The organism is Sphingobium vermicomposti, from assembly GCF_011762025.1.
In the GTDB taxonomy this organism is placed as follows: Bacteria; Pseudomonadota; Alphaproteobacteria; order Sphingomonadales; family Sphingomonadaceae; genus Sphingobium; species Sphingobium vermicomposti.
In genome coordinates this window covers 504334-530162 of the sequence record NZ_JAASQR010000002.1, presented here as the reverse complement: position 1 = coordinate 530162, position 25829 = coordinate 504334, and the positions used below count along the sequence as shown (strand labels likewise).

24 protein-coding genes, 4 tRNA genes and 1 other RNA gene are annotated in these 25829 nt (G+C 62.0%); 12 read left to right on the top strand and 17 right to left on the bottom strand.

Translation table 11 applies throughout. From position 1 onward, the window contains the following. The first annotated feature begins 95 nt into the window (after positions 1-95). Positions 96-551, top strand: a complete 456-nt coding sequence (locus FHS54_RS07400) for a hypothetical protein (protein WP_208404816.1) — start codon at positions 96-98, stop codon at positions 549-551. A 255-nt stretch (positions 552-806) separates the two neighbouring features. Here FHS54_RS07400 and FHS54_RS07395 read toward each other — a convergent pair. The 4 genes from FHS54_RS07395 to FHS54_RS07380 all read right to left on the bottom strand — a co-directional run bounded on the left by FHS54_RS07395 (position 807) and on the right by FHS54_RS07380 (position 1813). Beyond that, positions 807-882: transfer RNA gene (locus tag FHS54_RS07395), tRNA-Ala, on the bottom strand. Between the two features lie 192 nt (positions 883-1074). Beyond that, positions 1075-1150: transfer RNA gene (locus FHS54_RS07390), tRNA-Ala, on the bottom strand. An 86-nt stretch (positions 1151-1236) separates the two neighbouring features. Next, positions 1237-1575, bottom strand: coding sequence for a TIGR02300 family protein (locus tag FHS54_RS07385; RefSeq protein WP_167303148.1), 339 nt, complete (start codon positions 1573-1575; stop codon positions 1237-1239). After that, positions 1562-1813 carry a hypothetical protein gene (locus FHS54_RS07380; RefSeq protein ID WP_167302714.1) on the bottom strand — a complete coding sequence of 84 codons (252 nt, stop codon included), beginning with the start codon at positions 1811-1813 and terminating at the stop codon, positions 1562-1564. The genes FHS54_RS07385 and FHS54_RS07380 overlap by 14 nt, the downstream gene beginning before the upstream one ends. On the opposite strand from FHS54_RS07380, the gene aroA reads away from it, so the two are divergent. From aroA to FHS54_RS07345, 7 genes are all read left to right on the top strand, one after another. Continuing rightward, positions 1752-3071: a 3-phosphoshikimate 1-carboxyvinyltransferase gene (gene aroA / locus FHS54_RS07375; RefSeq protein WP_208404855.1), complete on the top strand. Its 1320-nt coding sequence runs from the start codon at positions 1752-1754 to the stop codon at positions 3069-3071. The two genes, FHS54_RS07380 and aroA, sit on opposite strands and share 62 nt — an antisense overlap. Further along, positions 3068-3319: a CBU_0592 family membrane protein gene (locus FHS54_RS07370; protein WP_167303146.1), complete on the top strand. Its 252-nt coding sequence runs from the start codon at positions 3068-3070 to the stop codon at positions 3317-3319. The genes aroA and FHS54_RS07370 overlap by 4 nt, the downstream gene beginning before the upstream one ends. Further along, positions 3316-3951 carry a (d)CMP kinase gene (gene cmk, locus FHS54_RS07365; RefSeq protein ID WP_167303145.1) on the top strand — a complete coding sequence of 212 codons (636 nt, stop codon included), beginning with the start codon at positions 3316-3318 and terminating at the stop codon, positions 3949-3951. Before FHS54_RS07370 ends, cmk begins: the two co-directional genes overlap by 4 nt. Positions 3952-4119: 168 nt before the next feature. Then, positions 4120-5832 (top strand): 30S ribosomal protein S1, encoded by a 1713-nt coding sequence (gene rpsA, locus FHS54_RS07360; protein ID WP_167303144.1) that lies wholly within the window; start codon positions 4120-4122, stop codon positions 5830-5832. A gap of 162 nt (positions 5833-5994) precedes the next feature. Beyond that, positions 5995-6282: an integration host factor subunit beta gene (locus FHS54_RS07355; protein ID WP_167303143.1), complete on the top strand. Its 288-nt coding sequence runs from the start codon at positions 5995-5997 to the stop codon at positions 6280-6282. Positions 6283-6335: 53 nt separating this feature from the next. Beyond that, positions 6336-6421, top strand: a tRNA-Leu gene (locus FHS54_RS07350). Positions 6422-6495: 74 nt separating this feature from the next. Beyond that, on the top strand, positions 6496-8280 hold the full coding sequence (locus tag FHS54_RS07345) for a cation:proton antiporter domain-containing protein (protein ID WP_167303142.1): 1785 nt from the start codon (positions 6496-6498) through the stop codon (positions 8278-8280). Between the two features lie 116 nt (positions 8281-8396). Here the strand turns inward: FHS54_RS07345 and alaS are convergent, their stop codons facing one another. Further along, positions 8397-11039 carry an alanine--tRNA ligase gene (alaS, locus tag FHS54_RS07340; protein WP_167303141.1) on the bottom strand — a complete coding sequence of 881 codons (2643 nt, stop codon included), beginning with the start codon at positions 11037-11039 and terminating at the stop codon, positions 8397-8399. 147 nt (positions 11040-11186) lie between these two features. On the opposite strand from alaS, the gene FHS54_RS07335 reads away from it, so the two are divergent. Further along, entirely contained in the window at positions 11187-13454 is a 2268-nt protein-coding gene (locus tag FHS54_RS07335; protein WP_167303140.1) for an NADP-dependent malic enzyme, read from the top strand. A gap of 77 nt (positions 13455-13531) precedes the next feature. After that, positions 13532-14197, top strand: coding sequence for a L,D-transpeptidase family protein (locus FHS54_RS07330; RefSeq protein ID WP_167303603.1), 666 nt, complete (start codon positions 13532-13534; stop codon positions 14195-14197). 50 nt (positions 14198-14247) lie between these two features. Here the strand turns inward: FHS54_RS07330 and hisI are convergent, their stop codons facing one another. The 11 genes from hisI to FHS54_RS07275 form a co-directional block, all read right to left on the bottom strand. After that, on the bottom strand, positions 14248-14616 hold the full coding sequence (gene hisI, locus FHS54_RS07325) for a phosphoribosyl-AMP cyclohydrolase (protein ID WP_167303602.1): 369 nt from the start codon (positions 14614-14616) through the stop codon (positions 14248-14250). A 121-nt stretch (positions 14617-14737) separates the two neighbouring features. After that, positions 14738-14814: transfer RNA gene (locus FHS54_RS07320), tRNA-His, on the bottom strand. Between the two features lie 251 nt (positions 14815-15065). Further along, positions 15066-15338 carry an HU family DNA-binding protein gene (locus FHS54_RS07315; protein WP_167303139.1) on the bottom strand — a complete coding sequence of 91 codons (273 nt, stop codon included), beginning with the start codon at positions 15336-15338 and terminating at the stop codon, positions 15066-15068. Between the two features lie 176 nt (positions 15339-15514). Next, a complete protein-coding gene (gene lon, locus FHS54_RS07310; protein WP_167303138.1) occupies positions 15515-17911 on the bottom strand; it encodes an endopeptidase La in 2397 nt (798 codons plus the stop codon). 134 nt (positions 17912-18045) lie between these two features. After that, positions 18046-18369, bottom strand: a complete 324-nt coding sequence (locus FHS54_RS07305) for a YbaB/EbfC family nucleoid-associated protein (protein WP_167303137.1) — start codon at positions 18367-18369, stop codon at positions 18046-18048. After that, positions 18366-19982, bottom strand: coding sequence for a DNA polymerase III subunit gamma/tau (locus FHS54_RS07300; RefSeq protein WP_167303136.1), 1617 nt, complete (start codon positions 19980-19982; stop codon positions 18366-18368). The genes FHS54_RS07305 and FHS54_RS07300 overlap by 4 nt, the downstream gene beginning before the upstream one ends. A gap of 52 nt (positions 19983-20034) precedes the next feature. Beyond that, positions 20035-20132: signal recognition particle sRNA small type (gene ffs / locus FHS54_RS07295), an RNA gene on the bottom strand. Between the two features lie 53 nt (positions 20133-20185). Next, positions 20186-21118 carry an SGM family class A beta-lactamase gene (gene blaSGM, locus FHS54_RS07290; RefSeq protein WP_425057302.1) on the bottom strand — a complete coding sequence of 311 codons (933 nt, stop codon included), beginning with the start codon at positions 21116-21118 and terminating at the stop codon, positions 20186-20188. Between the two features lie 3 nt (positions 21119-21121). Next, positions 21122-21457 carry a 2Fe-2S iron-sulfur cluster-binding protein gene (locus FHS54_RS07285; protein WP_167303135.1) on the bottom strand — a complete coding sequence of 112 codons (336 nt, stop codon included), beginning with the start codon at positions 21455-21457 and terminating at the stop codon, positions 21122-21124. A 19-nt stretch (positions 21458-21476) separates the two neighbouring features. Further along, the gene (locus FHS54_RS07280; RefSeq protein ID WP_167303134.1) at positions 21477-22568 is read right to left on the bottom strand and encodes a cysteine desulfurase family protein; all 1092 of its coding nucleotides are present in this window, start codon (positions 22566-22568) and stop codon (positions 21477-21479) included. Next, positions 22565-23602 carry an aminotransferase class V-fold PLP-dependent enzyme gene (locus FHS54_RS07275; RefSeq protein ID WP_167303600.1) on the bottom strand — a complete coding sequence of 346 codons (1038 nt, stop codon included), beginning with the start codon at positions 23600-23602 and terminating at the stop codon, positions 22565-22567. The genes FHS54_RS07280 and FHS54_RS07275 overlap by 4 nt, the downstream gene beginning before the upstream one ends. 130 nt (positions 23603-23732) lie before the next feature. Here FHS54_RS07275 and FHS54_RS07270 point away from each other — a divergent pair, with 130 nt between their 5' ends. Then, positions 23733-24389 (top strand): alpha/beta hydrolase, encoded by a 657-nt coding sequence (locus FHS54_RS07270; protein ID WP_167303133.1) that lies wholly within the window; start codon positions 23733-23735, stop codon positions 24387-24389. A 130-nt stretch (positions 24390-24519) separates the two neighbouring features. Then, positions 24520-25605: an HPP family protein gene (locus tag FHS54_RS07265; protein WP_167303132.1), complete on the top strand. Its 1086-nt coding sequence runs from the start codon at positions 24520-24522 to the stop codon at positions 25603-25605. Here FHS54_RS07265 and FHS54_RS07260 read toward each other — a convergent pair whose 3' ends face one another. Further along, positions 25606-25803, bottom strand: a complete 198-nt coding sequence (locus FHS54_RS07260) for a hypothetical protein (RefSeq protein ID WP_167303131.1) — start codon at positions 25801-25803, stop codon at positions 25606-25608. It abuts the gene before it with no gap. Positions 25804-25829: the final 26 nt, after the last annotated feature.

Genomic DNA, 25829 nt, shown 5'->3' with positions numbered 1-25829 from the left:
ACGGCGATGATTCTCTGCTTCGCACTGCCGGCGAATTGTGGATATCTGCTGCTTAGATTAACTGACGTTGGGTCGGTTACGAAAGGTATGTAGTGATGACAATCGATCCCATGAAGGTCTGGGCTAACATGTCTCTAAAAACATGGCCTGAACGCTACTGGATGATCGACCTCGGGCTTGAACAGGCAAGCGCCGCAGTGGCGGCAATAATGCATTCAGAAGCTCGATATTCGTGCATTATAAGAGATCAGGCAGGGTTATCTCTTGTGGTCGATGACGAAACCTGGGTCATCCACGGTGTTAGCGTTACTGAACGGGATCGGTTTGGTCCGTTCAGAATTGTGTCCACGGATGGTGAGCTGCCCTTCAATGTAATCGGTTTTTTGCGCCCGGTATTGGAAGAATTGAATGGCGCAGGGATCAAAGCAGGACCGCAGTGCGGTGCAGTGTTTGATCACCTTTTCATTTTTGAAAAGGATATTGAACGCGCTCAGATAATACTTGAAAATTTCATAGTGCAAGCTCAAGAATTGAGCCAGCGCGGAGAGTAGCCGGTCAGAATGCGGCGATACGCCATTGAATGCTATGCTGACTAGCAATCTTTAACCGGCAAATGACCGGTTGTGGGCATAAACTACCGTCCCGTTTCCCGCGCTACAAGTGCCGATCCAGTCCACGCAAAATTCGCTCTTTCAGCCGTGCTCTCGGCGCATCGTCCGACAATCCCAGAATCAGCTCCATCGCTCGCCATCGCGAGCACGGCTTTTGGGGAGAATGCTTCCCGAACATTATGTGATCTGAAAAATTGGTGGAGCCTAGCGGGATCGAACCGCTGACCTCCTGCATGCCATGCAGGCGCTCTCCCAGCTGAGCTAAGGCCCCATCATTGCAGCATCATACCGCATCCCAATGGTTCAGGCCATGTCCGGCGCAACGCCGTCGGCCAAATGTCTGGATGTCCATCGCTGGCGCTGACTGGCCCGGCAAGATCACTTGTAACCTTACCAACCCGCGCTTGCGCCAGGGAGTTTTGCCGGAAAATCGTCCCCCGGACGACCTTTGTTCCGACAAAAATGGTGGAGCCTAGCGGGATCGAACCGCTGACCTCCTGCATGCCATGCAGGCGCTCTCCCAGCTGAGCTAAGGCCCCATCTACCATCCGCGCCGTTTGGGTCCGGCGCTTTGGAGGCGCTGCAATTATGCCGCAGCAACCCCCTTGGCAAGTGCTAAATTCGCTTAATTGTCGATGTCGTCGCCATCATTTGCGGCGGCATCCACGCCCAGATCGTCGTCGCCGCCAAGATCGACGTCATTGTCCGGCGAATCGCCGTCATCATCCACGTCCAGATCCAGATCCAGATCGTCGTCAGCCGTCTCACGCTCGCCATCGGCGGTCTCGATCACCTTCTTGGGCGCTTCCTCATAAGGCAGCGGCTGCTTGGATTTCAGGACCGGCTCGGGTTCCCATGCGGTGTTGCAATTGATGCAGGTCACCGGGTCGTTCTTGCCCAGATCATAGAAGCGCGTGGCGCATTTCGGGCAGGTACGTTTCGTACCCCATTCAGCCTTGACCATGTCCGGCCTTGTCCTTCTCGCGAATGCTCAAACAGAAATCACGCGGCACGACAACGTCGTCCGCAAAGCGTGGCGCGCCTTGCCATAGCGGAACCGCGCTGTCAAAAGCCGGGCGCAAATTTTCAGCTTTCGCAACGGATTCACGCGTGACCGCTTCTTCTGACAAACCCCGTCCGATGACTTTTTCCAGCGCGCCGCCGCTGTCCGGCCACGTAACCGTACCGGGCGACAAAAGCATTTCGCATCGATCGTTGATGCTGTCAGCCCTTGCGGTGGGCGAAAGCCGGGTGGAAGGCCTGCTGGAAGGTGAAGACGTCCTGGCCACAGCAGCCGCCATGCGCGCCATGGGTGCCGATATCCGGCGCGACGGCAACGGCGTCTGGCACATTAACGGCGTCGGCGTGGGCGGGCTTCTTCAACCGCAGACGGCGCTGGACATGGGGAACAGCGGCACATCCACCCGCTTGCTCATGGGCCTAGTCGCCAGCCACGGAATCACCGCCACCTTTATCGGTGATGCCTCGCTCAGCAAACGACCGATGGCGCGGGTGACCGAGCCGCTTTCGCGCATGGGCGCCAGCTTCATGACCAGCCCGGGCGACCGGCTGCCGCTTACCATGCGGGGTGCCTGCCCTGCCGTGCCGCTCGACTATCGCCTTCCCGTCGCTTCGGCTCAGGTAAAGTCGGCAGTCCTCCTCGCTGGCCTGAATGCCCCTGGCATCACGCGCATCCTCGAACCGATTCCCACCCGTGACCATAGCGAACGGATGCTCAAGGGTTTTGGCGCGGATCTGAGCGTGGAGATTGAGGCTGACGGAACCCGCATCATCACCCTGACTGGGGAGGCCGAGCTTCGCCCCCAAGCCATCACTGTCCCCGGCGACCCTTCTTCAGCGGCGTTCCCCATCGTCGCCGCGCTCATCACGCCCGGTTCGGAAATCACGGTGGCCAATGTCGGCATGAACCCGACCAGGGCCGGGCTGTTCGAAATCCTGTCGGCAATGGGCGCGGACCTCAGCTTCTCCAATCGTCGCGAAGTGGGCGGAGAGCCGGTCGCCGACATTACCGCCCGCTACAGCAGGCTGACCGGCATCGATGTGCCGCCCGACGTCGCGCCCAGCATGATTGATGAATTTCCGGTGTTCTTCGTCGCGGCATCTTTCGCCCAAGGCACCACGCGGACCAGCGGTCTGGACGAACTGCGGGTCAAGGAGTCCGATCGCCTGGCCCTGATGGCAGGGGGCCTCGCCCAGATTGGCGCACGAGTCGCAGAAGTTGAAGATGGCCTCGTCATCGAGGGAAGCGGCGGAGCGCCCCTACCCGGCGGCAAGTCCCCGCCTGTCATCGCAGCTTCGCTCGATCATCGAATCGCAATGAGCTTTGCGGTCGCCGGGCTGGCCACGACCGGCGGGCTGACCGTCGATGACATGCGCCCGGTCGCGACGAGCTTCCCTGGCTTCACCGCCCTGCTCCAGACGCTCGGCGCGATACCATGACGTTCGACCTTGCCAATATCGTGGGATTGGTTGGCAGCGGCTTGATGGTCGCCGCCTATGCTTACAGCAACCTGGCGCGGACCCTGAATTTCGTGCTGTTCAACCTGCTGAACTTGGTAGGAGCGCTGCTGTTGATCGCGTCGCTCACGGTCCACTTCAATATGGCGTCCATGGCGCTTGAAATCGTCTGGGCGCTGATCGCATTGATCAGCCTGGGCAAGGCATTAAGGAAAGGCAGGCGGATATGATCATCGCCGTCGACGGCCCCGCTGCTTCGGGCAAGGGCACTATCGCCCGTGCGCTGGCCGAACATTACGGCCTGCCCTGTCTCGATACAGGCCTGCTTTATCGGGCCGTTGGCCTGTCGGTATTGAAGGCAAGCGGTGACCCCGATCTTGAAGAGGACGCTCTTGCCGCCTGTGACTTTCAGGATGCGGTCCTGTCCGATCCCGCCGTGCGGACGGAGGCGGTCGGATCGCTCGCTTCTCGCGTATCCATTCACCCAAGCGTGCGGCAGGCGCTGGTTCAACGGCAGCGAGATTTTGCCGCTCAACCCGGTGGTGCCATATTGGATGGACGTGACATCGCCACCGTCATCGTTCCCGATGCCGACGCAAAGATATTTGTCACCGCCAGCGTCCATGTGCGCGCGCAACGCCGTTATGATGACGGCCTGGCTCATGGTGGGCACCCGGACATGGACAGCCTGATCGCCGACATCCAGGCACGCGACACGCGCGACATGAGCCGCGATCATGCTCCATTGCGCGTGGCCGATGGCGCGGACTTGCTCGACACCAGCAATTTGACTATAGACGCCGCCGTCCAGCAAGCCATCGCGCTGGTGGACGCACAGTTGGAACGTCGGCCTAAGGTCTGACACAGTGACGGCGCGTGGCATTTCCACGCGCCCTTTTCGCTTTTCTACTGAGCGTCGACACTCCGGTGGCTGATGGATGTGCGTGCGGCATGCGGCCGTGCGTACGTTTTGGCCTAAAGACCGCCGGATACAACCGGCAGGCCAGCAATGATGAGTGAAGGACTATTTATGGCCTCTACGGCATTCCCCTCGCGCGACGATTTCGCCGCGCTTCTCAACGAAGCTCTCGGTGGTGAAGATGGCGGCTTTGAAGGCCGCGTCGTCAAGGGCACTGTTACCGGCATCGAAAACGACATGGCGCTGATCGACGTCGGCCTGAAGTCGGAAGGCCGCGTGCCGCTGCGCGAATTCGCCGCACCGGGCCAGAAAGCTGACCTGAAGGTCGGCGACGAAGTCGAAGTCTATGTCGACCGCGTCGAAAACGCCCATGGCGAAGCCATGCTGTCGCGCGACCGCGCGCGCCGCGAAGCCGCCTGGGACAAGCTTGAAGCCGAATTCACCGAAAGCGCTCGCGTCGAAGGCGTCATCTTTGGCCGCGTCAAGGGTGGCTTCACCGTCGACCTCGACGGCGCCGTGGCGTTCCTCCCCGGATCGCAGGTCGATATTCGCCCGGTTCGCGATGTGACCCCGCTGATGGACATTCCGCAGCCTTTCCAGATCCTGAAGATGGATCGCCGCCGCGGCAACATCGTCGTGTCGCGCCGCGCCATCCTGGAAGAAACCCGCGCCGAACAGCGCAGCGGCCTCATCCAGACCCTGGCCGAAGGTCAGATCATCGAAGGCGTGGTCAAGAACATCACCGATTATGGTGCGTTCGTTGACCTGGGCGGCATCGACGGCCTGCTGCACGTCACCGACCTCAGCTACAAGCGTATCAACCACCCGAACGAGATGATCAACATTGGCGACACCGTCCGTGTCCAGATCATCCGCATCAACCGCGACACCCAGCGCATCAGCCTGGGCATGAAGCAGTTGGAAAGCGATCCGTGGGAAGGCGCTGCCGCCAAGTACCCGATCGGTGCGAAGCTGTCGGGTCGCGTCACGAACATCACCGAATATGGTGCGTTCGTCGAACTGGAAGCCGGCATCGAAGGCCTGGTCCATGTTTCGGAAATGTCCTGGACCAAGAAGAATGTTCATCCCGGCAAGATCGTTTCGACCAGCCAGGAAGTCGAAGTTCTGGTGCTGGAAGTCGATCCGGAAAAGCGCCGCATCTCGCTCGGTCTCAAGCAGGCCCAGCACAACCCCTGGGACAGCTTTGCCGAACGTCACCCGATCGGTTCGACCGTCGAAGGCGAAGTCAAGAACGCGACCGAATTCGGCCTGTTCATCGGCCTGGACGGCGACGTCGACGGCATGGTTCACATGTCGGACATCGCGTGGGGCATTTCGGGCGAAGACGCTTTGGCGCTGCACCGCAAGGGCGAGACTGTCGAGGCCGTTGTTCTGGACATCGACGTCGAGAAGGAACGCATCAGCCTGGGCATGAAGCAGCTTGAGCGTGGTGGCCCGGCCGCTGGCGGCACCTCTGCTGCTGCTGCTGGCCTGAACAAGAATGCGATCGTCACCGTGACCGTTCTGGAAGTTCGCGACGGCGGTCTGGAAGTACAGGCCGGCGAAGATGGTGCCACGGGCTTCATCAAGCGCAGCGACCTTGGCCGCGACCGCGACGAGCAGCGTTCGGAACGCTTCCAGCTCGGTCAGAAGTTCGACGCCATGGTTACCGGTTTCGACCGCGCCAAGAAGCCGACCTTCTCGGTCAAGGCGATGCAGATCGCCGAAGAGAAGCAGGCTGTGGCTCAGTATGGCTCGTCCGACAGCGGCGCGTCGCTGGGTGACATCCTGGGTGAAGCACTGAAGGCTAAGAACGAAGGTTAAAGCCTTTGATATAGCAAAAGTAATAAAGCCCGCCGGAACTTGGTTCTGGCGGGCTTTTTCTTATCCCAAAATAAGAAATGTCTACCGACAATGGCCAATTGTCAGGGGTTTGCGGATTCACTATAAACGATCTGGGAACCAGAAGGGGGAGCTGGAGGACCGATGATACGCTCAGAATTGATTCAGACGTTGGCGGAGGAAAATCCGGACCTGGGCCTTCCAGAGGTCGAGAGGATCGTGGATCTTTTCTTCAAGGAAATCGTGGAGCAGCTGTCCGGTGGGGGCCGGGTGGAGCTGCGCGGTTTCGGGGCCTTCACTACGCGTGCGCGCGACGCACGGACGGGTCGCAATCCGCGTACAGGGGAGCAGGTGCCGGTTTCGGCCAAGCGCGTGCCCTATTTCAAACCCGGCAAGGAAATGCGCGAACGGCTGAACAGCAAAGCGACTTGATCACCGCCGCGTCCTTGACGCCGAAGCGCGCAAGCGTCAGGGGGTAGAGCCACGCGGACGTGGCGAAATCGGTAGACGCAGCGGACTTAAAATCCGCCTCCCCCTGGGAATGCGGGTTCAAGTCCCGCCGTCCGCACCAGGTGGAAATTCATATAGCGAGGGTTGATCAGCTATAAGGCTGGAAATTCCGTTGGGTTGCCGCAATGATGCGGCATGGCCGGTGCGATCAATCCACAAAGTTTCAGCGATTCCCTCGTTATCCTCGGCGCGGCAGGACTGGTCATTCCAGCCTTCGCCCGATTTCGCATCAGCCCGGTGATCGGTTTCATCCTGGTGGGCCTGGCGGTGGGGCCAGCGGGCCTTGGATCGCTCGTCAGCCAATATCCGTGGCTCTATCATATCACCATTTCCAATCAGGAAGCGATAGAGCCCTTCGCGGAGCTTGGCGTCATATTGCTGCTGTTCTCGATCGGATTGGAACTCAGCTTTCGACGTTTGTGGACCATGCGGACCCAGGTGTTCGGCGTGGGTGCGACGGAACTGGTCGGCAGCGCCACGTTGATAGCCGCGGGCCTCTATGCTTTGGGGCAATCCCCGGCCGGAGCCTTTGGCCTTGGCCTTGCGCTCGCGCTGTCGTCGACCGCCGTGGTGCTCCCCATCGTGGGCACGCAGACTGCGGTCGGGCGCGCCGCCTTCTCCATGCTGTTGTTCGAAGATCTGGCGCTTGTGCCGATCATCTTCCTGCTCGGCGCTCTCGCGCCGTCAGTTGCAGTAAATCCCGACGGCGCATGGTCGGACTTGGCAAGCACGCTGTTGAAGGGGGGTGTGACCATCGCGGTCATGCTGGTGCTCGGTCGATTTTTCCTGCCCCATATTTTTCGCCAGGCGGCTCGCACGAAAAGCCCGGAAGTCTTCCTGGCGGCCAGCCTGCTCGTCGTCATTGTATCCAGCCTGGCGACGTCGATAGCGGGACTTTCCCCCATTGTGGGGGCGCTGCTTGCAGGGCTGCTGATCGCCGAAACAGACTATCATGGCGAAGTCGAGGTCATGACCGCGCCTTTCAAGGGGCTGGCGCTGGGCGTGTTCCTTATCACCGTCGGCATGAGCCTGGACGTGCGCGTCATCCTGGCCAACTGGCCGACGCTCGTTCTAGCGGTGTTGGGCGTTGTGCTTGCCAAGACCCTGGTAACGGGGGCGCTCCTCTACTTTTCCGGCGCGCGCAAGGGTGTGGCGCTGGAGGTTGGCGTGCTCATGTCCAGCCCTTCGGAAACGACACTGATCGTCCTAACGGCGGCGGCGGCGGCGCAACTCATCCTGCCTTCGACCGCCGCATTCTGGCAGATCGTGACTGCCATCGGCCTCACCATCACACCTTTGCTGGCTCGAATCGGCCATGATTTTGCCCGTCGATTGGAAATGGCGTTGGGTGAAGAGAGGTCGGACGCCGAAGAGGAAAGCACGGAAGCCGCCGCCGTTGTGATTGGCTTCGGTCGGGTCGGGCGCATGGTGTGCGACCTGCTGCGCGTCCATAACCAACGCTTCATCGTCGTGGAATCCGATGCGGATGTCGTCGCCGAAGCGCGCCGCAGTGGATATCCCATTGTTTTCGGCGACGTGTCGCGTGTCGAAATGTTGGACAAGCTGCGCCTGGGCCATGCCCGTGCGCTGATCCTGACCATGGACGATCCGGTGCTGTCCATTCGGGTCACCAAGCGGGTTCGCGGATGGGTGCCCGACCTTCCGATCATCGCTCGTGCCCGCGATACCGATCATGCCGCGCAGCTGTATCAGGCAGGGGCCAGTGACGCGGTGCCTGAGACGCTGGAAAGCTCACTCCAACTCGCTGAGACCGCGCTTGTCGATCTGGGCGTGGCGATGGGCCCGGTGATCGCGTCGATCCATCAGACGCGCGAGGACCTTCGCATGGGGATCAAGGAAGCGGCTCATATGGAAATAGCGCCGAAGCTGCGGCGGCTGCGGTCGGATGAGGTGCCCTGATCACGCCGCTGGCGACAGGAACCTAGCCCGATAGGTAACTGCAAAATGCGCGATAGCGGCTCAGCCAGTTTATCCACTTGGACAACTGCCTGAGCCACCGATCTTCGAGATAGAGGTTAGGCCAGAGCGGCCTTTACGGCGTCCAGGGCGGCCTGCGCCTTGTCGCCATCGGGACCGCCGCCCTGCGCCATGTCAGGGCGACCGCCGCCGCCCTTCCCGCCCAGCGTTTCGACGCCTGCACGGACCAGATCAACGGCGCTGATCGTCCCGACGAGGTCTTCGGTCACGCCGACCGCGATGCTGGCGCGGCCTTCGACGACGGCGAGTATGGCGGATACGCCGCTGCCCAGGGTCGCCTTGTTCTGATCGATCAGGCCGCGCAGTTCCTTGGGATCGAGACCCTCTATCACCTGGCCCATGAAGTTGATGTTCCCGACCTTTTCGGGACCGGCTGCTGGGGCACCATTGCCGCCGCCCAGGGCCAACGCCTTCTTTGCTTCGGCCAGTTCGCGTTCGAGCTTGCGGCTCTGTTCGACCAGCGCGGCGATTCGCGCCGGGACCTCCTCTGGCGTGGTCTTGAGCGTGGCAGCGGACTGACGCAGGCGCTCTTCGCGGTCAGAGAGCCACAGGCGGGCGGACTCGCCGGTCAGCGCCTCGATACGGCGAACGCCGGAAGACACGGCGCTTTCCGAGATGATCTTGAGGATCGCGATGTCGCCCGTGGCGTGAACATGGGTGCCGCCGCACAGTTCGACCGAATAGCTGTTGGCGTCACCCCTGCCCATGGACAGGACGCGGACTTCATCGCCATATTTTTCACCGAACAGGGCCATGGCCCCTGCCGCAATGGCGTCATCGGGCGTCATCAGCCGGGTTGTCACAGGTTCGTTATGGCGGATCTGTGCGTTCACATGCGATTCAATGGCGGCGATCTGGCTGTGAGTCAGCGCGTCGGGATGGGAGAAGTCGAAACGCAGGCGATCCGGCGCGACCAGGCTGCCCTTTTGCGTGACATGCGCGCCCAGTTCATTGCGCAGGGCAGCGTGCAGCAGATGCGTCGCGCTGTGATTGGCGCGAATGCGGTCGCGGCGATTGATATCGACCGTCATATGGATCGCATCGCCGACCTTGATGCTGCCAGCGCCGACCTTTGCCCGGTGGGCGTGGATGCGACCGAGCGGCTTTGAAGTGTCCTCCACATCAGCGACCAGACCGGATTGCGACGTGATGGTGCCAGCATCCCCCATCTGGCCGCCGCTTTCGCCATAAAATGGCGTCTGGTTGGCGATGATGATGACTTCATCGCCCGGCCCCGCCGCGTCGATACGCGCGCCGTCCTTGACCAACGCGAGCACTTCGCCCTCACCTTCCGTGCCGTTATAGCCGATGAACTCGGTGCTGCCGGTGGTTTCGGCAATGTCGAACCAGATTTCGTCCGACGCCTTTTCGCCAGAGCCTTTCCAGGCGGCTCGGGCAGCGGCCTTTTGTTCGGCCATCGCCTTGTCGAAGCCGTCCCGGTCAACGCCGAGGCCCCGCGCACGCAGCGCGTCTTCGGTCAGGTCATAGGGGAAGCCATAAGTGTCATAGAGCTTAAAAGCGGTTTCGCCGGGAAGCGTGCCGCCTTCTGAAAGGTCGACGGTCGCTTCGTCGAGCAGCTTCAGGCCTTTTTCCAGCGTCTGGCGGAAGCGGGTTTCTTCCCGCAGCAATGTTTCCTCGATCAGCGGTTGGGCGCGGACGAGTTCCTGATAAGCGCCGCCCATTTCGGAGACGAGGCTTGGCACCAGACGGTGCATCAAGGGTTCCTTGGCACCGATGATGTGCGCATGGCGCATGGCGCGGCGCATGATACGGCGCAGGACATAGCCGCGGCCTTCATTCGCGGGGAGCACGCCGTCCGCGATCAGGAAGCTGGTCGAGCGCAGATGGTCGGCGATGACGCGATGGCTGGCCTGATGTTCACCATCGATGGCGGTCCGGGTGAGCGCGCCCGATTCTTCGATCAGCGCCTTGAATGTGTCGGTGTCATAATTGTTATGCACGCCTTGCAGCACGGCGGCGACGCGTTCCAGCCCCATGCCGGTATCAATGCTGGGCCGGGGCAGTTCGCTTACGATCTCATTCGCTTCCTGCTCATATTGCATGAAGACGAGGTTCCAGATTTCAACGAAGCGGTCGCCATCTTCCTCCGGCGATCCCGGAGGGCCGCCCCAGATATGGTCGCCATGGTCGTAGAAAATTTCCGAACAAGGACCGCAGGGACCGCTGTCACCCATCGCCCAGAAATTATCCTTGGTCGGAATGCGGATGATGCGGTGATCGGGCAGGCCCGCAATTTTCTTCCACAGGTCGAAGGCTTCATCGTCGGTGTGATAGACCGTCGCCGTCAGTTTATCGGCGGGGAGGCCCCATTCCTTCGTCAGCAGGGTCCAGGCGTGAACAATCGCCTGTTCCTTGAAATAATCGCCGAAGCTGAAATTGCCGAGCATTTCAAAGAAGGTGTGGTGGCGCGCGGTGTAGCCGACATTGTCGAGGTCATTATGCTTACCGCCTGCGCGGACCGACTTCTGGCTGCTGGTCGCAGTTGAATAAGGCCGCGATTCCAGTCCGGTAAAGACATTCTTGAACGGCACCATGCCCGCGTTGACGAACATCAGCGTCGGGTCGTTGTGCGGCACCAGAGGCGCGGACGGAACGATGGTGTGGCCGTTCGCCCCGAAATAGTCGAGGAAGGAGCGGCGAATGTCGTTGGTCGATGTCATGCGCGCGATTTAGTGGGAAGCGTCCCGGCGCACAAGCGGGGCTTTTCATCGCAGGCGTCAGGCGGGTTTTCTTATCCGATGGGCGGGGACTGCCTTTGGTGATGCTCGCCATTGCCCCCGCGGCGAATGGTCACTAATCCCCGACGCATGGACGAAAACACACGCCGCGCCGCCCTGGACTATCACCGCCTGCCGCAGCCGGGAAAGCTGCGGATTGAGCCGACCAAGCGAATGGTCAATCAGCGCGATCTGGCGCTGGCCTATTCTCCGGGGGTCGCCGCACCATGCCTGGAAATCGCGGAAGATCCTGACAAGGCGATGGATTATACCGCGCGCGGCAATTTGGTAGCGGTCATCTCCAACGGCACGGCGGTGCTGGGCCTGGGTGCCATTGGCGCGCTGGCGTCCAAGCCGGTGATGGAGGGCAAGGCGGTCCTGTTCAAGAAGTTCGCCGACATCGACGTGTTCGACCTGGAGGTCGATACGACCGATCCTGAAAAGTTCATCGAAGCAGTTTCGCTGCTGGAACCGAGTTTCGGCGGCATCAACCTGGAAGATATCAAGGCACCGGAATGCTTCGCCATCGAGGCGGAGTTGAAGAAGCGGATGAACATCCCCGTCTTCCACGATGACCAGCATGGCACCGCCATTGTTGTCGCGGCGGCGGTGCGTAACGCGCTGGTCCTGCAAGGGAAAAGCCTGGCGGAAGCGCGGCTGGTGACGTCGGGCGCTGGCGCGGCCGCGCTCGCCTGCGTCGATCTGCTGGTGTCCATGGGGGTCCAGGTCGAAAATGTCACGCTGACGGACAAGGACGGGGTGATCCACTCCGGGCGCGAGGGCATGTTGCCCAACATGGCGCGCTATGCCCGCGATACGAACGCCCGCACATTGCCGGACGTGCTGCCGGGTGCGAACATCTTCCTGGGGCTTTCCGCGCCGGGCGTGTTGAAGCCGGAATGGTTGCCGTTGCTGGCCGACAAGCCGCTGATCTTCGCGCTTGCCAATCCTGAACCGGAAATCCGGCCAGAGGTGGCCAGGGCGGCGCGTCCCGATGCGATCATCGCGACCGGGCGATCCGACTATCCGAACCAGGTCAACAACGTCCTTTGCTTCCCCTATATTTTCAGAGGCGCGCTCGATGCACGCGCTACGGAAATCAACGAAGCGATGAAGGCGGCGGCGGCCGAGGCGATTGCCGGGCTGGCACGATTGCCCGCGCATGACAGCGTCGCGCAGGCCTATGGCGGGCGTAAGCTGGCCTTTGGACCGGACTATATCATCCCGACCCCGTTCGATCCGCGCCTGATCGCCGAGATCGCCCCCGCCGTTGCGAAGGCGGCCATGGATAGCGGCGTGGCCAAGCGCGCGCTGGATATCGAGGCTTACCGGCGATCGCTGGCGCAGCAGAATACGCGGTCGGCGCAGCTGATGCTGCCGGTGTTCGAAGCAGCGCGTGGGACATGCCGCCGCATCGCCTATGGCGAGGGCGAGGATGAACGCGTGCTCCGCGCGATTCAGGACGGGCTTGACGAAGGGATCGTGCGCCCGGTCATCGTGGCGCGCCGGAGGATATTGAAGGACAAGCTGCCCGAGCTGGGCCTGAGCCTTGAGCTGGACCACGATGTCGAAGTGATCGATCCCGAAACCGATCATGTCATCATGAACGAGCTGGTAGAGGCGTATCGGGTCATCGCGGCGCGCAAAGGCGTGCCTGCAGCCGAGGTCATTCGTCACGTCTACCGCCGCCCCACGGTGACCGCCGCCATGCTGCTCCGCACCGGGCGGGTCGATGCCGCGATCGTCGGCGGCAACAGCGAATATTGGGGCCAGGTGGAACATGTGCTGCGGATCATCGAGCGCAGGCCCGGGCATAGCCGCGTTTACGCGCTGACCGGCCTGATCCTTGACCCCGGCGCGTTGTTCATCACCGACACGCATATGGTGCCTGATCCGACACCGGAGCAGGTGGCGGAAATGGCAATGCTGGGCGCGACCGAGCTGAAGCATTTCGGCCTGTCACCCCGAGTCGCGCTGTTGTCCCATTCCAATTTCGGCGCATCGCACAGCCCTAGCGCCCGCAAGATGCGCGCCGCATTGCAGATCGTGAAAGCCGCGGCACCCGACCTCAAGGTAGATGGCGAAATGCATGCCGATGCAGCGCTCAGCCAGCCATTGCGCGAAAAGCTGATCCCCGACACCCGCTTCGAAGGGCCGGCGAACCTGTTGGTCATGCCTAACCTCGATTCGGCGAACATCACGCTGACGGCGCTTTCGGCTTCGTCCAGTTCGCCTACTGTGGGGCCGATGCTGATGGGGTTGGCTCAGCCGATCCACGTCCTGACCCCCGGAGTCACGGCCAGGGGCATATTGAACCTGACCGCCATCGCGGCGGCAGAGGTCGACCGGGAAGGCTGACCTTAACCTTTTTCCGGCAGACCGCTTAGGCGACTGTCGGAAACCGGGGCGAGCATGTGCGACTGATCACGGCATTGATGCGATTTGCAGGCCCGAAGCTGGCCGTGGGGGTAGCGGCGGGTGCCGTCCTGCTGCTCGTCACCGCCTATGTCGAACGTGGCCAGGATCTGGAACCGCGCGAGAATCTGGAGCAGACGGCCGATCCGGCTCCAAAGCCCGCCGTCCAGAATGTACCCGTCGAACGGACGCGTTCGCAGCCTGTGGCGGTCGATCCGCATACATTGGCGGTCAAGAGCGTCCTGCCCATCCATGGCCCGTTCCGCCATGGGGATTATGCCTGGGACGAAAGCCGCGCCCCTGCGGTCGGCCCAGTGATCATTACCGTCGATCTGAAGGCCCAGACATTGTCCGTGTTTCGCGCGGGGCATGAGATTGGCGCTGCCGTCATCCTTTATGGCGCGGATGACAAGCCAAGCCCGCTTGGTGCCTTTCCGATCACACAGAAGGACGCAGATCATGTGTCCAACCTCTATGACGCGCCGATGCCCTACATGCTGCGCCTGACAAATGATGGGGTGGCGATCCATGGTAGCGATGTTCAGTGGGGCAATGCGACCCATGGCTGCATCGGCGTGCCGACCGCATTCGCCCGCAAGCTGTTCGCCGTGGCGAATCTGGGCGATCTGGTGATTATCACCAACGGCAAGATGTTAAATGTCGGAGCAGCATTGTCCCGGAATTGACACGCGAAAGGCTGGCACCGTTGAGCTCATGCAGTCGGATGGTATCGGCGCTAGTCAGCATCCACCGACGTTAGCCCGTCCACCCCTACGCGCCGGAAAAAACAGGAGCGCGCGCCGGTGTGGCAGGTTGGGCCAGCGGGGGTTGCCTTCACCCACACGGCATCCTGGTCGCAATCTATGCGAATATCGCGGACCTGCAGCGTATGGCCCGACGTTTCACCCTTTTTCCATAATGACTGGCGGCTTCTGGACCAGAAATGGGCAAGACCAGTTTCGACCGTCAAGGCGAGCGCTTGGGCGTTCATATGGGCGACCATCAGCACGTCGCCTCCGTCAGCATCGGTAATGACGGCTGTGATCAGCCCGTCCCGGTCATATTTGGGGTTGAGGATCAGTCCCCTGTCGCGTGCATCATCCATCACGGCTTTATAGGAGCCTATGATCAGGATGCGAAGGGGCGAATGATTGAAGTTCGCTTTCCCTATGCCCGCCGGTCGCGACCGACCAAGGCGCGGATATCATTGATGCAGAAGGGGAAAATGGGGCGACCGAGGGGATCCGAACCCCCGACCTCTGGTACCACAAACCAGCGCTCTAACCAACTGAGCTACGATCGCCACAGGGCCATATGGCCCGAGAGAGAAGCGGCACATATGCGGGCATTTCAGCCTCGTCAAGCGCCCAGACGCGTCTCTTCACCGAAAAAGAAAGGGGGACTAGCCATCCGGCCCGTCCCCCAATCCGCCTCAAACATACAGCGTGCGATGGATTATCCACCTGCCGCGCCGCTCTCCTAAAAACTTCCCGCCAGCTGGCGGCCAGATGCCGCGAAGGGGGACAGGCTGGTCCGGTGAACCGGACAGCCGATTTAGTTCACCGAATCCTTCAGGCCCTTGCCCGCCTTGAACTTGGGCTGGGCCGAAGCCTTGATCGTCATGGTTTCGCCGGTGCGCGGGTTGCGACCCGTGGACGCCTTGCGCTGCGAAACGGAAAAAGTGCCGAAGCCGACAAGGCGAACTTCATCGCCCTTCTTCAGCGCGGCGGAAATGGATTCGAACACACCTTCGACAGCCTTGGTCGTGTCGCTCTTGCTCAGGCCGCTGATTTCAGCGACGGCGCTGATAAGATCCTGCTTATTCATGCCTTGGAACCCCCTTCTAGCTTTATGGATAAACGTCGGAATCGCGTAAGCGGCGCAATAAGGCGCAGCTTTGAATAGCTGTCAAAGGGAAAACGACAAAAGAACCGCGATCGACAAGATTTTCTGATCCAGATCAGGTCCCATCAAACCGGCTCTTAACAGCCACTTAACCCTTGTCAGTGACGCAAAGTCGCGTCCCCATCCCTGCCCTGTGCGGGGCTGGGTTGAGCGGCCAGATCATCTTCTTCGGTCCAGGCAATCGCTTCGGGTGCGGAAACCAGCGCCCGCGCCAGCACCTCATCCACATGCGCAACCGGCACGATTTCCAGCCCTTCGCGGACATTGGCCGGGATTTCCGCCAGATCCTTTTCATTTTCCGCGGGGATCAGAACCGTTTTGATCCCACCGCGCAGCGCCGCGAGCAGCTTTTCCTTTAGCCCGCCAATGGGCAGCACCCGGCCCCGCAGCGTCACCTCGCCAGTCATTGCCACATCCTTGTGAACGGGGATGCCGGTCAGGGTCGACACGATGGTCGTCACCATGCCGATGCCTGCAGAAGGTCCGTCCTTGGGCACCGCGCCTTCGGGAAGGTGAATGTGGATATCCTTGCGGATGAAGATGCTGGGCTTGATGCCATAGCCGGGGGAGCGCGCCTTCACATAGGAGAAGGCGGCCTGAACCGATTCGTTCATCACTTCGCCCAGCTTTCCGGTCGTCCTGATCTGACCCTTGCCTGGCACGGTAACGGCTTCGATCGTCAGCAACTCGCCGCCGACTTCGGTCCAGGCGAGGCCTGTGACGGCACCAATCTGGTTTTCTTCCTCGCCCATGCCATGGCGGAACTTCTGCACGCCGGCATACGCGGCGAGATTGTCGGGCGTGATCGTCACCTTGTCGAACACGCCTTCCAGGATCTTGCGCAGCGCCTTGCGTGCGAGCCGGGCTATTTCCCGTTCCAGCGTACGCACGCCCGCTTCCCGCGTGTAATGGCGGATAAGGTCGCGCACCGCTGCCTCGGTCACTTCCAGCTCGCCGTCCTTAAGGCCGTGCGCGTCGAACTGCTTGGGAAGCAGGTGGCGCTGAGCGATCTCGACCTTTTCGTCCTCGGTATAGCCTTCCAGCCGGATGATCTCCATACGGTCGAGCAATGGCTGCGGCAGGTTCAGCGAGTTGGCCGTCGTGACGAACATGATGTCCGACAGATCGACGTCGATCTCCAGATAATGGTCCTGGAACTTGCTATTCTGTTCCGGGTCCAACACCTCCAGCAGCGCCGAAGCCGGATCGCCCCGGAAATCCTGCCCCAGCTTGTCAATCTCATCCAGCAGGAAGAGCGGGTTCATGGTCCCGGCCTTCTTGAGGTTGGTGACGATCTTGCCCGGCAGCGATCCGATATAGGTCCGGCGATGACCGCGAATTTCGGCCTCGTCGCGCACGCCGCCCAGTGATTGGCGGACGAATTCGCGCCCCGTCGCCTTGGCGATGGAGCGGCCCAGCGAAGTCTTGCCAACGCCCGGAGGACCAACGAGGCACAGGATCGGGCCTTTCAGCTTGTTGGTGCGCGCCTGGACGGCAAGATATTCGATGATCCGGTCCTTGACCTTCTCCAGCGCGAAATGATCCTCGTCCAGGATCGCCTGCGCGCGCTTGAGGTCGGTCTTGACCTTGCCCTTCTTGCCCCAGGGAAGCCCCAGCAACACGTCCAGATAATTGCGGACGACGGTCGCTTCGGCGGACATGGGTTGCATGCCCTTGAGCTTTTTCAGCTCCGCGGTCGCCTTGGACCGCGCTTCCTTGCTGAGCTTGGCCTTGGCAATCTTTTCAGTCAGTTCGGCGAGTTCATCGCCTTCCTCACCCTCACCATTGCCCAGTTCACGCTGGATCGCCTTCAATTGCTCGTTCAGATAATATTCGCGCTGGGTCTTTTCCATCTGGCGCTTCACGCGGCCACGGATTTTCTTTTCGACCTGCAGCACGCCCAGCTCGCCTTCCATGAAGGCGAACACCATCTCCAGCCGCTTGACCGGATCAGCTTCGACCAGCAGCGACTGCTTGTCGGCGACCTTGACGTTGATATTGGCGGAAACGGCATCGGCCAGCCGGCCGGCGTCTTCAATCTCACGCAGTTGCACGGGCGTTTCGGCCGGCAGTTTCTTGTTGAGCTTGGCGTAATTTTCAAACTGTTCCGCGACCGACCGCATCAGTGCGGACGCTTCGGGACCTTCCGCCGCGACCTCTTCCACCGGACTGACATCAGCCACCAAATGCGTGCCGTCCGCGTCGATCGAGACGAGCTGAGCGCGGCTCTTTCCTTCGACCAGCACGCGCACGGTGCCATCGGGCAGCTTGAGCAGTTGCAGGACGACGGCGATGACGCCTGTGTCGTACAGGGAATCCCGGCTCGGATCATCCTCCGCAGGGTCAAGCTGCGATACGAGGAAGATTTCCTTATTGCCTTCCATCGCCGATTCCAGGGCAGCAACGCTTTTGTCGCGGCCCACGAACAGCGGCACGATCATCTGCGGAAAAACGACAATGTCGCGCAGTGGAAGGAGGGGATATTGCGTGTTCATTCAATCTCCGATGCCGCAGGTCTCTTGGTCCGCCATGCAGTTCATCGCTTTATGGGGACAGTCATCCCGCCATTCAATCGCGCCAGTCTATTAAAGGAACGATGAATGGCGGCTGAGGGCATGCCCGCAATTTTTCAGAAAGGCAGTTTGAAGCCGGGGGGCAGAGGCAAACCGCTCGTCATCTTGGCCATTTCTGCGGAGCTTACCTCGTCGGCTTTCTTGCGCGCGTCATTGAAAGCGGCTGCAACCAGGTCTTCCAGCATCTGCTTTTCCGAAGGCGCCAGCAGGCTGTCGTCGATCGACACGCCCACGATCCGGCCCTTGGCCGATGCGCGCACCTTGACCAGGCCGCCGCCAGCAGCGCCCTCAACCTCTATCTTGTCCAGATTGTCCTGCGCGCGTTGCAGTTCCTCCTGCACGCGGCTGGCCATACCCAGTATCTCGTTCAGATCCTTCATCGCTCTGCGCTCCATTGTTCCAGCTCATCACTGAGCTGCGCATGCGGGAAGGCCGCCATCGCCGCCTTCACCACGGGTGTTTCCAATATTTCCGCCCGCTCATCAGCGCGCCGTTGCTGATCCTGTTCCAGCAAAGACGGCGCGGCGGGGCCATCGCTGACCCGCACCTGCCAGCGAACCTTGGTCGTCTGGTACAGGGCGCCTTCCAGCGTCTTGGCAAAATTCGCGTCCAGCGGCGGAGCAAGCTGCATTTCCAGCGATTGCGGTGCGTAGCTGACCAGGCGGACGCAGTCCCTGATCTGTCCGGCGATCATGTGTCGTCCGCCATCTTCCAGCGCGACGATCATCTGTTCGAACGTTGCAGGAAGCGACGCGGCGGGACCTTCAATTGTCGATGCAGCGGGTACGCCCGAAGTCGGCGCGCCAGGGCTGGCCGCTGACCCATCGCGCAGCAGGCGGGCAATTTCGCCCGGGTCCGGCATGGTCGCGGCATGCATGACCCGTAAGAGCGCCATTTCGCAGGTTTCGATGGGAAAGGCAGCGCTCGCCACCTCATCATGTCCTTTAAGCAGCAACTGCCACAGGCGGTGCAGCGGCGCAAAGCCGATCTGCGAGGCCCAGTTGGCGAGCGCCTCCCGCTCCTCAGCCGACTGGCCGGGGCTGGCGATGTCGCGCCCAGCCTTCAACAATGTCACCGCATGGACCAGCTCCAACAGGCCGCGAATTAGCGCGAGTGGTTCGACCCCCAGCGCATATTGATCACGCACCGCGCCGAGCAGCGCGCCGGTGTCGCCTTCCAGCAGCAGGGCCAGCAGGCGGCGGACGGCACCGCGATCCGACAGGCCCAGCATGTCGCGCACCTGGGTGGCGGTGATCAACGGCGCGCCCTCACCCATTTCCGCATGGGCAATCGCCTGATCAAGGATGGACAGGCCATCGCGCGCCGATCCTTCCGCCGCCTGCGCGACCAGTGCGAGCGCGTCGCCTTCCGCAGCGACGCCCTCCGCGTCGACCACATGGGCGAAATGCGCGGCGAGCATTTCCGCCGGGATGCGCCGCAGATCAAAGCGCTGGCACCGGGACAGGACGGTCACCGGCACCTTGTTCACTTCGGTGGTGGCGAACAGGAACTTCACATGGGCGGGAGGTTCCTCCAGCGTCTTGAGAAGCGCGTTGAACGCGTTCTTCGACAGCATGTGGACTTCGTCGATGATGTAGATTTTGTAGCGCGCAGAAACGGCTGCGTAACGCACCGCCTCGATAATCTCACGCACGTCATCGACGCCGGTATGGCTGGCGGCATCCATTTCCACGACATCGATATGTCGACCTTCGGCAATCGCCTTGCACGGTTCGCACTGGCCGCAGGGGTCGATGGTGGGGCCGCCCTGTTCATCAGGGCCGACGCAATTCAGCGCCTTGGCTATCAGCCGCGCCGTTGATGTCTTACCCACGCCGCGCACGCCGGTCATCAGGAAGGCATGGGCGAGCCGCCCGCGACGGATGGCGTTACCCAGCGTCTGGACCATCGCATCCTGCCCGATCAGCTCATTGAAGTTGCGCGGGCGGTATTTCCGCGCGAGCACGCGATAGGGCTGGGGTGAATCGGACATGAGGATCAACCTAGCGGCTTAGCGGGCGGCTGTCGAAGCCGGAAAGCCGGATAAGGGTGGGAGCCGGAACGACCCGCGGCAAAATCGTTGTGGCTGCTTCCGTCAGGACCTGACCAGGTTGGCGACGACCACGTCCGCCCGACTCCCGCGGCGCATATGGCGAAAGGTCGCGCTGATGGCAAGGGCGCAAAGCAGGCGCGCCCTTACTCCAGCCCCGTGCGTTGCGCCTTGCCAATCAGCCCCAGCGCCGCTCGTGCCGCTTCGGCAATCGCGCTGTCGGCGGCCTTGGCGTCGACCGTAGGCCGATCAAGATAGATGGCGAGGACATATTCCTCGCCAGACGGTGCCTTGACCAGCGCGACATCATTGAACGCCGTGCCGCAGCTGCCCGTCTTGCCACCGGACGTCCAGCCTTCCGGCAGTCCCGCCTTGATCCGCCGATCGCCCGTGGTGCTGCCATTCAGCCATTCGCGCAGCAGCGTGGCGCTGTCCGGCTGCATGTTCTGGAAGATCAGCCGCGCCATCAGTCCGGCCATCGCCGCCGGGCTGGTCGTGTCGCGCACGTCCCCTTCCGCATTCTCGTTAAGGTCCGGCTCGTTGCGATCCAGCCTGCTGACGGCATCGCCATGCGACCGCATGAACGCCGTCAATCCTTCCGGCCCGCCGACGAAGGAAAGCAGCAGGTTCGCCGCGCTGTTGTCGCTGACTTCCACCGCCGCTTCGGCAAGCTCGGCCATCGACATGCGTCCGCGTTTCATGTTCGCCTTTACGACTGGTGCATAATCCTGAAGGTCGGCTTTCGAAAAGGCGACCTGCCCTTCCAGCCCGAACTTGCCCGCTTCCGCACCCATCAGCACGGCAGCAGCGAGAGGGGCTTTGAAGGTCGAGCACATCGCGAAGCGGTCGTCCCGGTTGAAGCCAAGCAACAGCGCGCCCTTGCTGTCGATCAGCGCAACGCCCAGCCGACCGCCGGTTTCCTTTTCAATTTCGCGAGGATTGCGCGCGGCGTCCATCGCCGATTGACTGACCATGTAGCGCGGCGCAGGCGGCAGCAGCGACTGGCGGTCCTGAGCGACGGCGCTCCCCACGGCCAAGAGCGGCGCGGCGGCAAGCAATGCGAGGATGGGAAAACGCACCTGTTACATGCCCTGCATATTGTGGGACTGGCCAGGGATGCTGACGATAAGGCCGTCGAGCGTGTCATCCAGGACGATCTGGCAGGACAGGCGACTGGTCCGCGTGGCCGCTGCTGCAAGGTCCAGCATATCCTCTTCCGCTTCACTGGCGACCGTCAGCCGGTCGAAATGCTCCCGGTCCACGATCACATGGCAGGTCGAGCAGGCCATCTGGCCTTCGCACGTCCCTTCCAAAGGCTGGCCCGCCGCCTGGGCGACATCCAGCAGGACAGACCCGGTGACGGCGTCAATTTCCTGCCGCTGTTCGCCATCGGCGCTGATGAAGGTGACCCTGACCATGTTGCGACTTCCCTTGGTTTTATGGCGCCGCTTGTGCGGCTGCCGCTTTATTTATGATTGCCGCCGCATCCTCCAGTTCGGCCAGTGTCGTATACCGGCCAAAGCCGATCCGCACCGATCCACGCGCGTCACGGTCCGGCAATCCCAGGGCGCGCAGCACATGGCTAGGACGCCCGGACCCGCTCGCGCAAGCACTGCCGAGTGAAAAAGCGACATTGCGGCAATCCGACAATAGACGCGCGCCATCGATTCCGGCGCGGCGCAGGTTGATATTTCCATGATAGCGGCAATCCGCGCTGCCGTTCAGAGTCCAATCGCCAAACAGCGTCTGCGCCCGGTCCCACAACGTTTCGATATGGGATCGGTCAGCGTCCGCCCTTTCGCGCATGATCCGGGCAGCGACGCCGAATCCCGCGCACAGGGCGGGCGACAGCGTGCCTGAACGCAGCCCGCCTTCCTGACCTCCGCCATGGATGACGGGTTGAAGCTGAACCCCGTCGCGCAGCCACAATGCGCCCACACCCTTTGGCCCGTGGATCTTGTGCGCGCTGATCGCGATCATGTCCGCATTATGGGGAAGGGCCACGCGACCATAGCCCTGTACGGCATCGCACAGGAAAAGGGCGCCTGCTTCATGCGCCATGCCCGCGAGCTGGGCAACCGGCTGAATCACCCCGATCTCATTATTGACCAGCATCGCCGCGACGAGCGCAACGCCCGGACGAATCGCGCGCGCGGCTGCATCCATATCTACCAGACCGTCGGGCCCGACCGGCAGAACAATGACTTCGCGTCCGTCGCCCTGCTGGGCCAGCGCTGTGTCCAGCACCGCCGCATGTTCCGTCGCGATGGTTACGATACCGCCAGCAGGAGCGCCCTGAATTGCCATGTTGAGCGCTTCGGTCGCGCCCGATGTGAAGAGAATCTGTCCGCCGGGCGGTAACAATGTCGCGACCTCTGCCCGCGCCTGTTCGACTTGAGCGGCGACTGCCCGGCCCAACCTGTGCGCACTATGGGGATTGGCGAACTGGTCGCGGAGCAGCGGCACCATGGCATCAAACGCTTCGGGTGCGAGCGGCGTGGTTGCCTGATAATCGAGATAGATTGTCATCGCCGTCCGTGCTCCGCCATGCTGGACCAATGGCGCAGGAATCGGTCCACATCTGCATCGTCGGTGGTAGGACCAAAGCTGACGCGTACCACTTCGGACGCGGCGACATCGTCCCAGCCCATGGCATGCAACACATGGCCGGTCTTGAGCGAGCCGGACGAGCAGGCGCTGCCGGCCGATACCGATATGCCCGCCATGTCGAATTGGATCAGCTGCGCGCGGGCCGACACGCCCGGCATGCGGTAGCTGGCGATTGCGGCGATACGTGAAGCATCTTTTGCCACCACTTCGCCCCCTGCCGCCTCTATACCACGGTCCAGCCGTGCCCGCAGGTGTTCAGCACCGGGCAGCCAGTCTCGCCGCCCCTCCAGCGCGGCCATCATGCCGAGTATGCCCGGCAGATTTTCCGTTCCCGCCCGATAGCCCTGTTCCTGCCCGCCGCTGGGACGCAGCAGAGCAAGATCCTTGACCAGCAGCGCGCCAGTTCCCGGCGGGCCGCCGAATTTATGCGCGCTGATCGCGACCATGTCAGCATCCGGCAGGGGCAGCTTTCCCGCGCTCTGGGCACAATCGGCGAAGATCAGTGCGCCCGTGCGTTCGACTTCATCCAGCGGCTGGATGACGCCCGTTTCGTTATTGACGTGCTGGACGGCAATCACGCGCGGTCGCCCGGCGGGAAGCGTCATATCGACGCGCCCGTTACGATCGACCGGCAGCCGGTGGACGCCGGGAGTGACGCGAAGGACTGAATCATGTTCGACCGGCGAAGTCGCAATAGTATCGGTCGGCGCATGGCCTAGCGCCATGGCGATGGCTTCAGTCGCGCCGGAGGTAAAGATGACATGCGCCTGCCAGCCCAGCGCTTGCGCGATCCTGCCCCGCGCATCCTCAAGCACGGCGCGCGCAGCACGCCCGTCCGCATGGGGGCTGGACGGGTTGGCCCAACGGTCCAACGCTTCGACCATTGCCGCTTTCGCTTCGGCCAGCATCGGCGTTGTCGCTGCGTGATCCAGGTAAAGACGGTCGGCGGCCACTAGGCGGCTATACTCATTGATTGCGGAAACGGCGGTGACTTCTATATAGGCGGTCTGCCGCGCAACGCCAGCAAAGGCTTGCGCCCCCGCATCCAACAGCCGTTCGCGGCCATAACCATAACAAGGTGCTATGCCCGACGTTATCTTTCCTGGCCCTGAAGGCCGCCTTGAAGGGCGTTTCAGCCCTCCGCCCCGCCCTCGCGCCCCTGTCGCGATGATCCTTCACCCCCATCCGCAAGGCGGGGGCACGATGAACGATCGCATTACGCAGGCGCTCTACAAGACGTTCGTGAGGCGCGGATTCGCGGTGTTGCGCTTCAACTTTCGCGGCGTGGGACGCAGCCAGGGCACGTTCGACAATGGTATCGGCGAACTTAGCGACGCAGCCGCTGCGCTGGATTGGGTGCAGAGCTTCCATCCCGAAGCGCAGACCACCTGGATCGCCGGATTCTCATTCGGCGCGTGGATCGGCATGCAGCTGCTGATGCGCCGCCCAGAAATTCGCGGCTTCATTTCAGTCGCGCCGCCTGCAAACATGTACGACTTTTCCTTCCTGGCGCCCTGCCCTTCGTCCGGCATCATCGTGCAGGGAACAGGAGACGAAGTGGTGACAGCCAACGCCGTGCAGAAGCTGGTCGACAAGCTGCGCACGCAAAAGGGCATCACCATTCACCATGACGAAATCCGTGGCGCGAACCACTTTTTCGAACATGAGCTGGACCAGTTGATGAAGTCCGTCGACAATTATCTCGACATGCGGCTCGCGCCCGACTCTCCGATCCGCTGATCCAGGGCTTTAGGCGCATGGACGGGGTCATGCCCTTTCCATCCGCCAGCCCGGTGGAAAGCGCAACTTGCCCGGGCGGGTGAAATTCCTGCTTGGCCTTGCGCCCCTTCGCGATTAGCCGCCACGCCTGATGACCGAACCGAAAAACGACGCCCGCCTGATTTGGAGCCGCTATTACAGCGCCTTCATACCAGCGCCACCGGGGCCGGGCTTTGTCGACCGATTGAAGGCGGCAAGCGGCGCGATCGGCGGCATCGCCATCACCGGCCTGTTGTGCGGACTCATGCTGGGGAATGGCATAGCCCATCCCTTGCTGGTCGCGCCCATGGGGGCGTCCGCTGTCCTGTTGTTCGCGGTTCCCGCAAGTCCGCTGGCACAGCCTTGGCCCGTATTCGGCGGCAATGTGATTTCGGCGATTGTCGGCATCGCTGTCGTCCGAGCGATCCCCGATCCCACTGTGGCCGCCGCGCTGGCGGTCGGATGCGCCATCGCGGCCATGTCGTTGCTGCGCTGCCTTCACCCGCCCGGAGGAGCGGTCGCGCTTTCAGCCGTGCTCGGCGCGAGCGGAGCGACCCCCAGCTTCATGTTCGCGCTGGTGCCGGTTGCCGTGAACACAGCTTTGCTGGTGGTCGTGGCCATAATCTTCCACAGGATCGCCGGGCATAGCTATCCCCACGTCGCGCCCAAGACGCCCAGCCCGCACGGAACGCAAGATAGCGCCCCGCCGCTGCGCACCCCGTCCGAGCAGGATGTGGAGGAAGCGCTGGAAGCCTATGGCGACGCCCTGGACGTGGATGCCGCCGACTTGCACGTCGTGCTGCATGACGCCGAAGTGCGCGCCGCCGAACGAGTCCACGGCGACCTTACGTGCGGAGAGATAATGTCGCGCGATGTGATCGCCATAGGCGAAGGGCAGCCGGTGTCAGAGGCGCGCAAGCTGCTTTACGCCCGGCGGCTCCTGTCATTGCCGGTGCTGGACGATGCGGGGCGCGTGCGCGGTCTGGTGGGGCCGCTCGATCTGGCGAAAGACGGCGACATGGTAAGCGACATTGCGTCCGAACCGCTGCTCGTCAATTCTGCGACCCCGGTGGCCCAGCTGTTGCGACCATTGACCAGCGGAACGCGGCGCGAGGCGATTGTGGTGGATCATGATCGCCGGCTACGCGGTCTGGTGACGCAGACCGACCTTCTGGCGGCGATAGCCCTGCATCCCTGATCAGTTGCCGTCGCCTTGGAGCATAGGAACATCAGGCCCCGGAATGGCGGAGATACCGACATTGGCGAACATGACCAATCCGGCTATGATCATCAGGACGCCGCGTTTGCGATCCCCCTTTTTGACGATCGCATAAATGCCGCCGCCGGTCAGGAACAGGCCCGCCAGCATCAGGATGGATAATATCGTACCAGTCATGATGAAGGCCATAAGGCGGCAGCTGG

What these genes read in the sequence shown, in the direction of transcription:
- FHS54_RS07345 (WP_167303142.1), top strand. Translation starts at nt 6,496, where the DNA reads ATGGCCGGTGCGATCAATCCACAAAGTTTCAGCGATTCCCTCGTTATC.
- lon (WP_167303138.1), bottom strand. Translation starts at nt 17,911, where the DNA reads ATGAACACGCAATATCCCCTCCTTCCACTGCGCGACATTGTCGTTTTT.
- FHS54_RS07260 (WP_167303131.1), bottom strand. Translation starts at nt 25,803, where the DNA reads ATGACTGGTACGATATTATCCATCCTGATGCTGGCGGGCCTGTTCCTG.
- FHS54_RS07370 (WP_167303146.1), top strand. Translation starts at nt 3,068, where the DNA reads ATGACGTTCGACCTTGCCAATATCGTGGGATTGGTTGGCAGCGGCTTG.
- FHS54_RS07315 (WP_167303139.1), bottom strand. Translation starts at nt 15,338, where the DNA reads ATGAATAAGCAGGATCTTATCAGCGCCGTCGCTGAAATCAGCGGCCTG.
- FHS54_RS07270 (WP_167303133.1), top strand. Translation starts at nt 23,733, where the DNA reads ATGCCCGACGTTATCTTTCCTGGCCCTGAAGGCCGCCTTGAAGGGCGT.
- aroA (WP_208404855.1), top strand. Translation starts at nt 1,752, where the DNA reads ATGACTTTTTCCAGCGCGCCGCCGCTGTCCGGCCACGTAACCGTACCG.
- FHS54_RS07285 (WP_167303135.1), bottom strand. Translation starts at nt 21,457, where the DNA reads ATGGTCAGGGTCACCTTCATCAGCGCCGATGGCGAACAGCGGCAGGAA.
- rpsA (WP_167303144.1), top strand. Translation starts at nt 4,120, where the DNA reads ATGGCCTCTACGGCATTCCCCTCGCGCGACGATTTCGCCGCGCTTCTC.
- FHS54_RS07265 (WP_167303132.1), top strand. Translation starts at nt 24,520, where the DNA reads ATGACCGAACCGAAAAACGACGCCCGCCTGATTTGGAGCCGCTATTAC.
- hisI (WP_167303602.1), bottom strand. Translation starts at nt 14,616, where the DNA reads ATGGATGATGCACGCGACAGGGGACTGATCCTCAACCCCAAATATGAC.
- FHS54_RS07335 (WP_167303140.1), top strand. Translation starts at nt 11,187, where the DNA reads ATGGACGAAAACACACGCCGCGCCGCCCTGGACTATCACCGCCTGCCG.
- FHS54_RS07380 (WP_167302714.1), bottom strand. Translation starts at nt 1,813, where the DNA reads ATGCTTTTGTCGCCCGGTACGGTTACGTGGCCGGACAGCGGCGGCGCG.
- FHS54_RS07355 (WP_167303143.1), top strand. Translation starts at nt 5,995, where the DNA reads ATGATACGCTCAGAATTGATTCAGACGTTGGCGGAGGAAAATCCGGAC.
- FHS54_RS07330 (WP_167303603.1), top strand. Translation starts at nt 13,532, where the DNA reads ATGCGATTTGCAGGCCCGAAGCTGGCCGTGGGGGTAGCGGCGGGTGCC.
- FHS54_RS07300 (WP_167303136.1), bottom strand. Translation starts at nt 19,982, where the DNA reads ATGTCCGATTCACCCCAGCCCTATCGCGTGCTCGCGCGGAAATACCGC.
- cmk (WP_167303145.1), top strand. Translation starts at nt 3,316, where the DNA reads ATGATCATCGCCGTCGACGGCCCCGCTGCTTCGGGCAAGGGCACTATC.
- alaS (WP_167303141.1), bottom strand. Translation starts at nt 11,039, where the DNA reads ATGACATCGACCAACGACATTCGCCGCTCCTTCCTCGACTATTTCGGG.
- FHS54_RS07385 (WP_167303148.1), bottom strand. Translation starts at nt 1,575, where the DNA reads ATGGTCAAGGCTGAATGGGGTACGAAACGTACCTGCCCGAAATGCGCC.
- FHS54_RS07280 (WP_167303134.1), bottom strand. Translation starts at nt 22,568, where the DNA reads ATGACAATCTATCTCGATTATCAGGCAACCACGCCGCTCGCACCCGAA.
- FHS54_RS07400 (WP_208404816.1), top strand. Translation starts at nt 96, where the DNA reads ATGACAATCGATCCCATGAAGGTCTGGGCTAACATGTCTCTAAAAACA.
- FHS54_RS07305 (WP_167303137.1), bottom strand. Translation starts at nt 18,369, where the DNA reads ATGAAGGATCTGAACGAGATACTGGGTATGGCCAGCCGCGTGCAGGAG.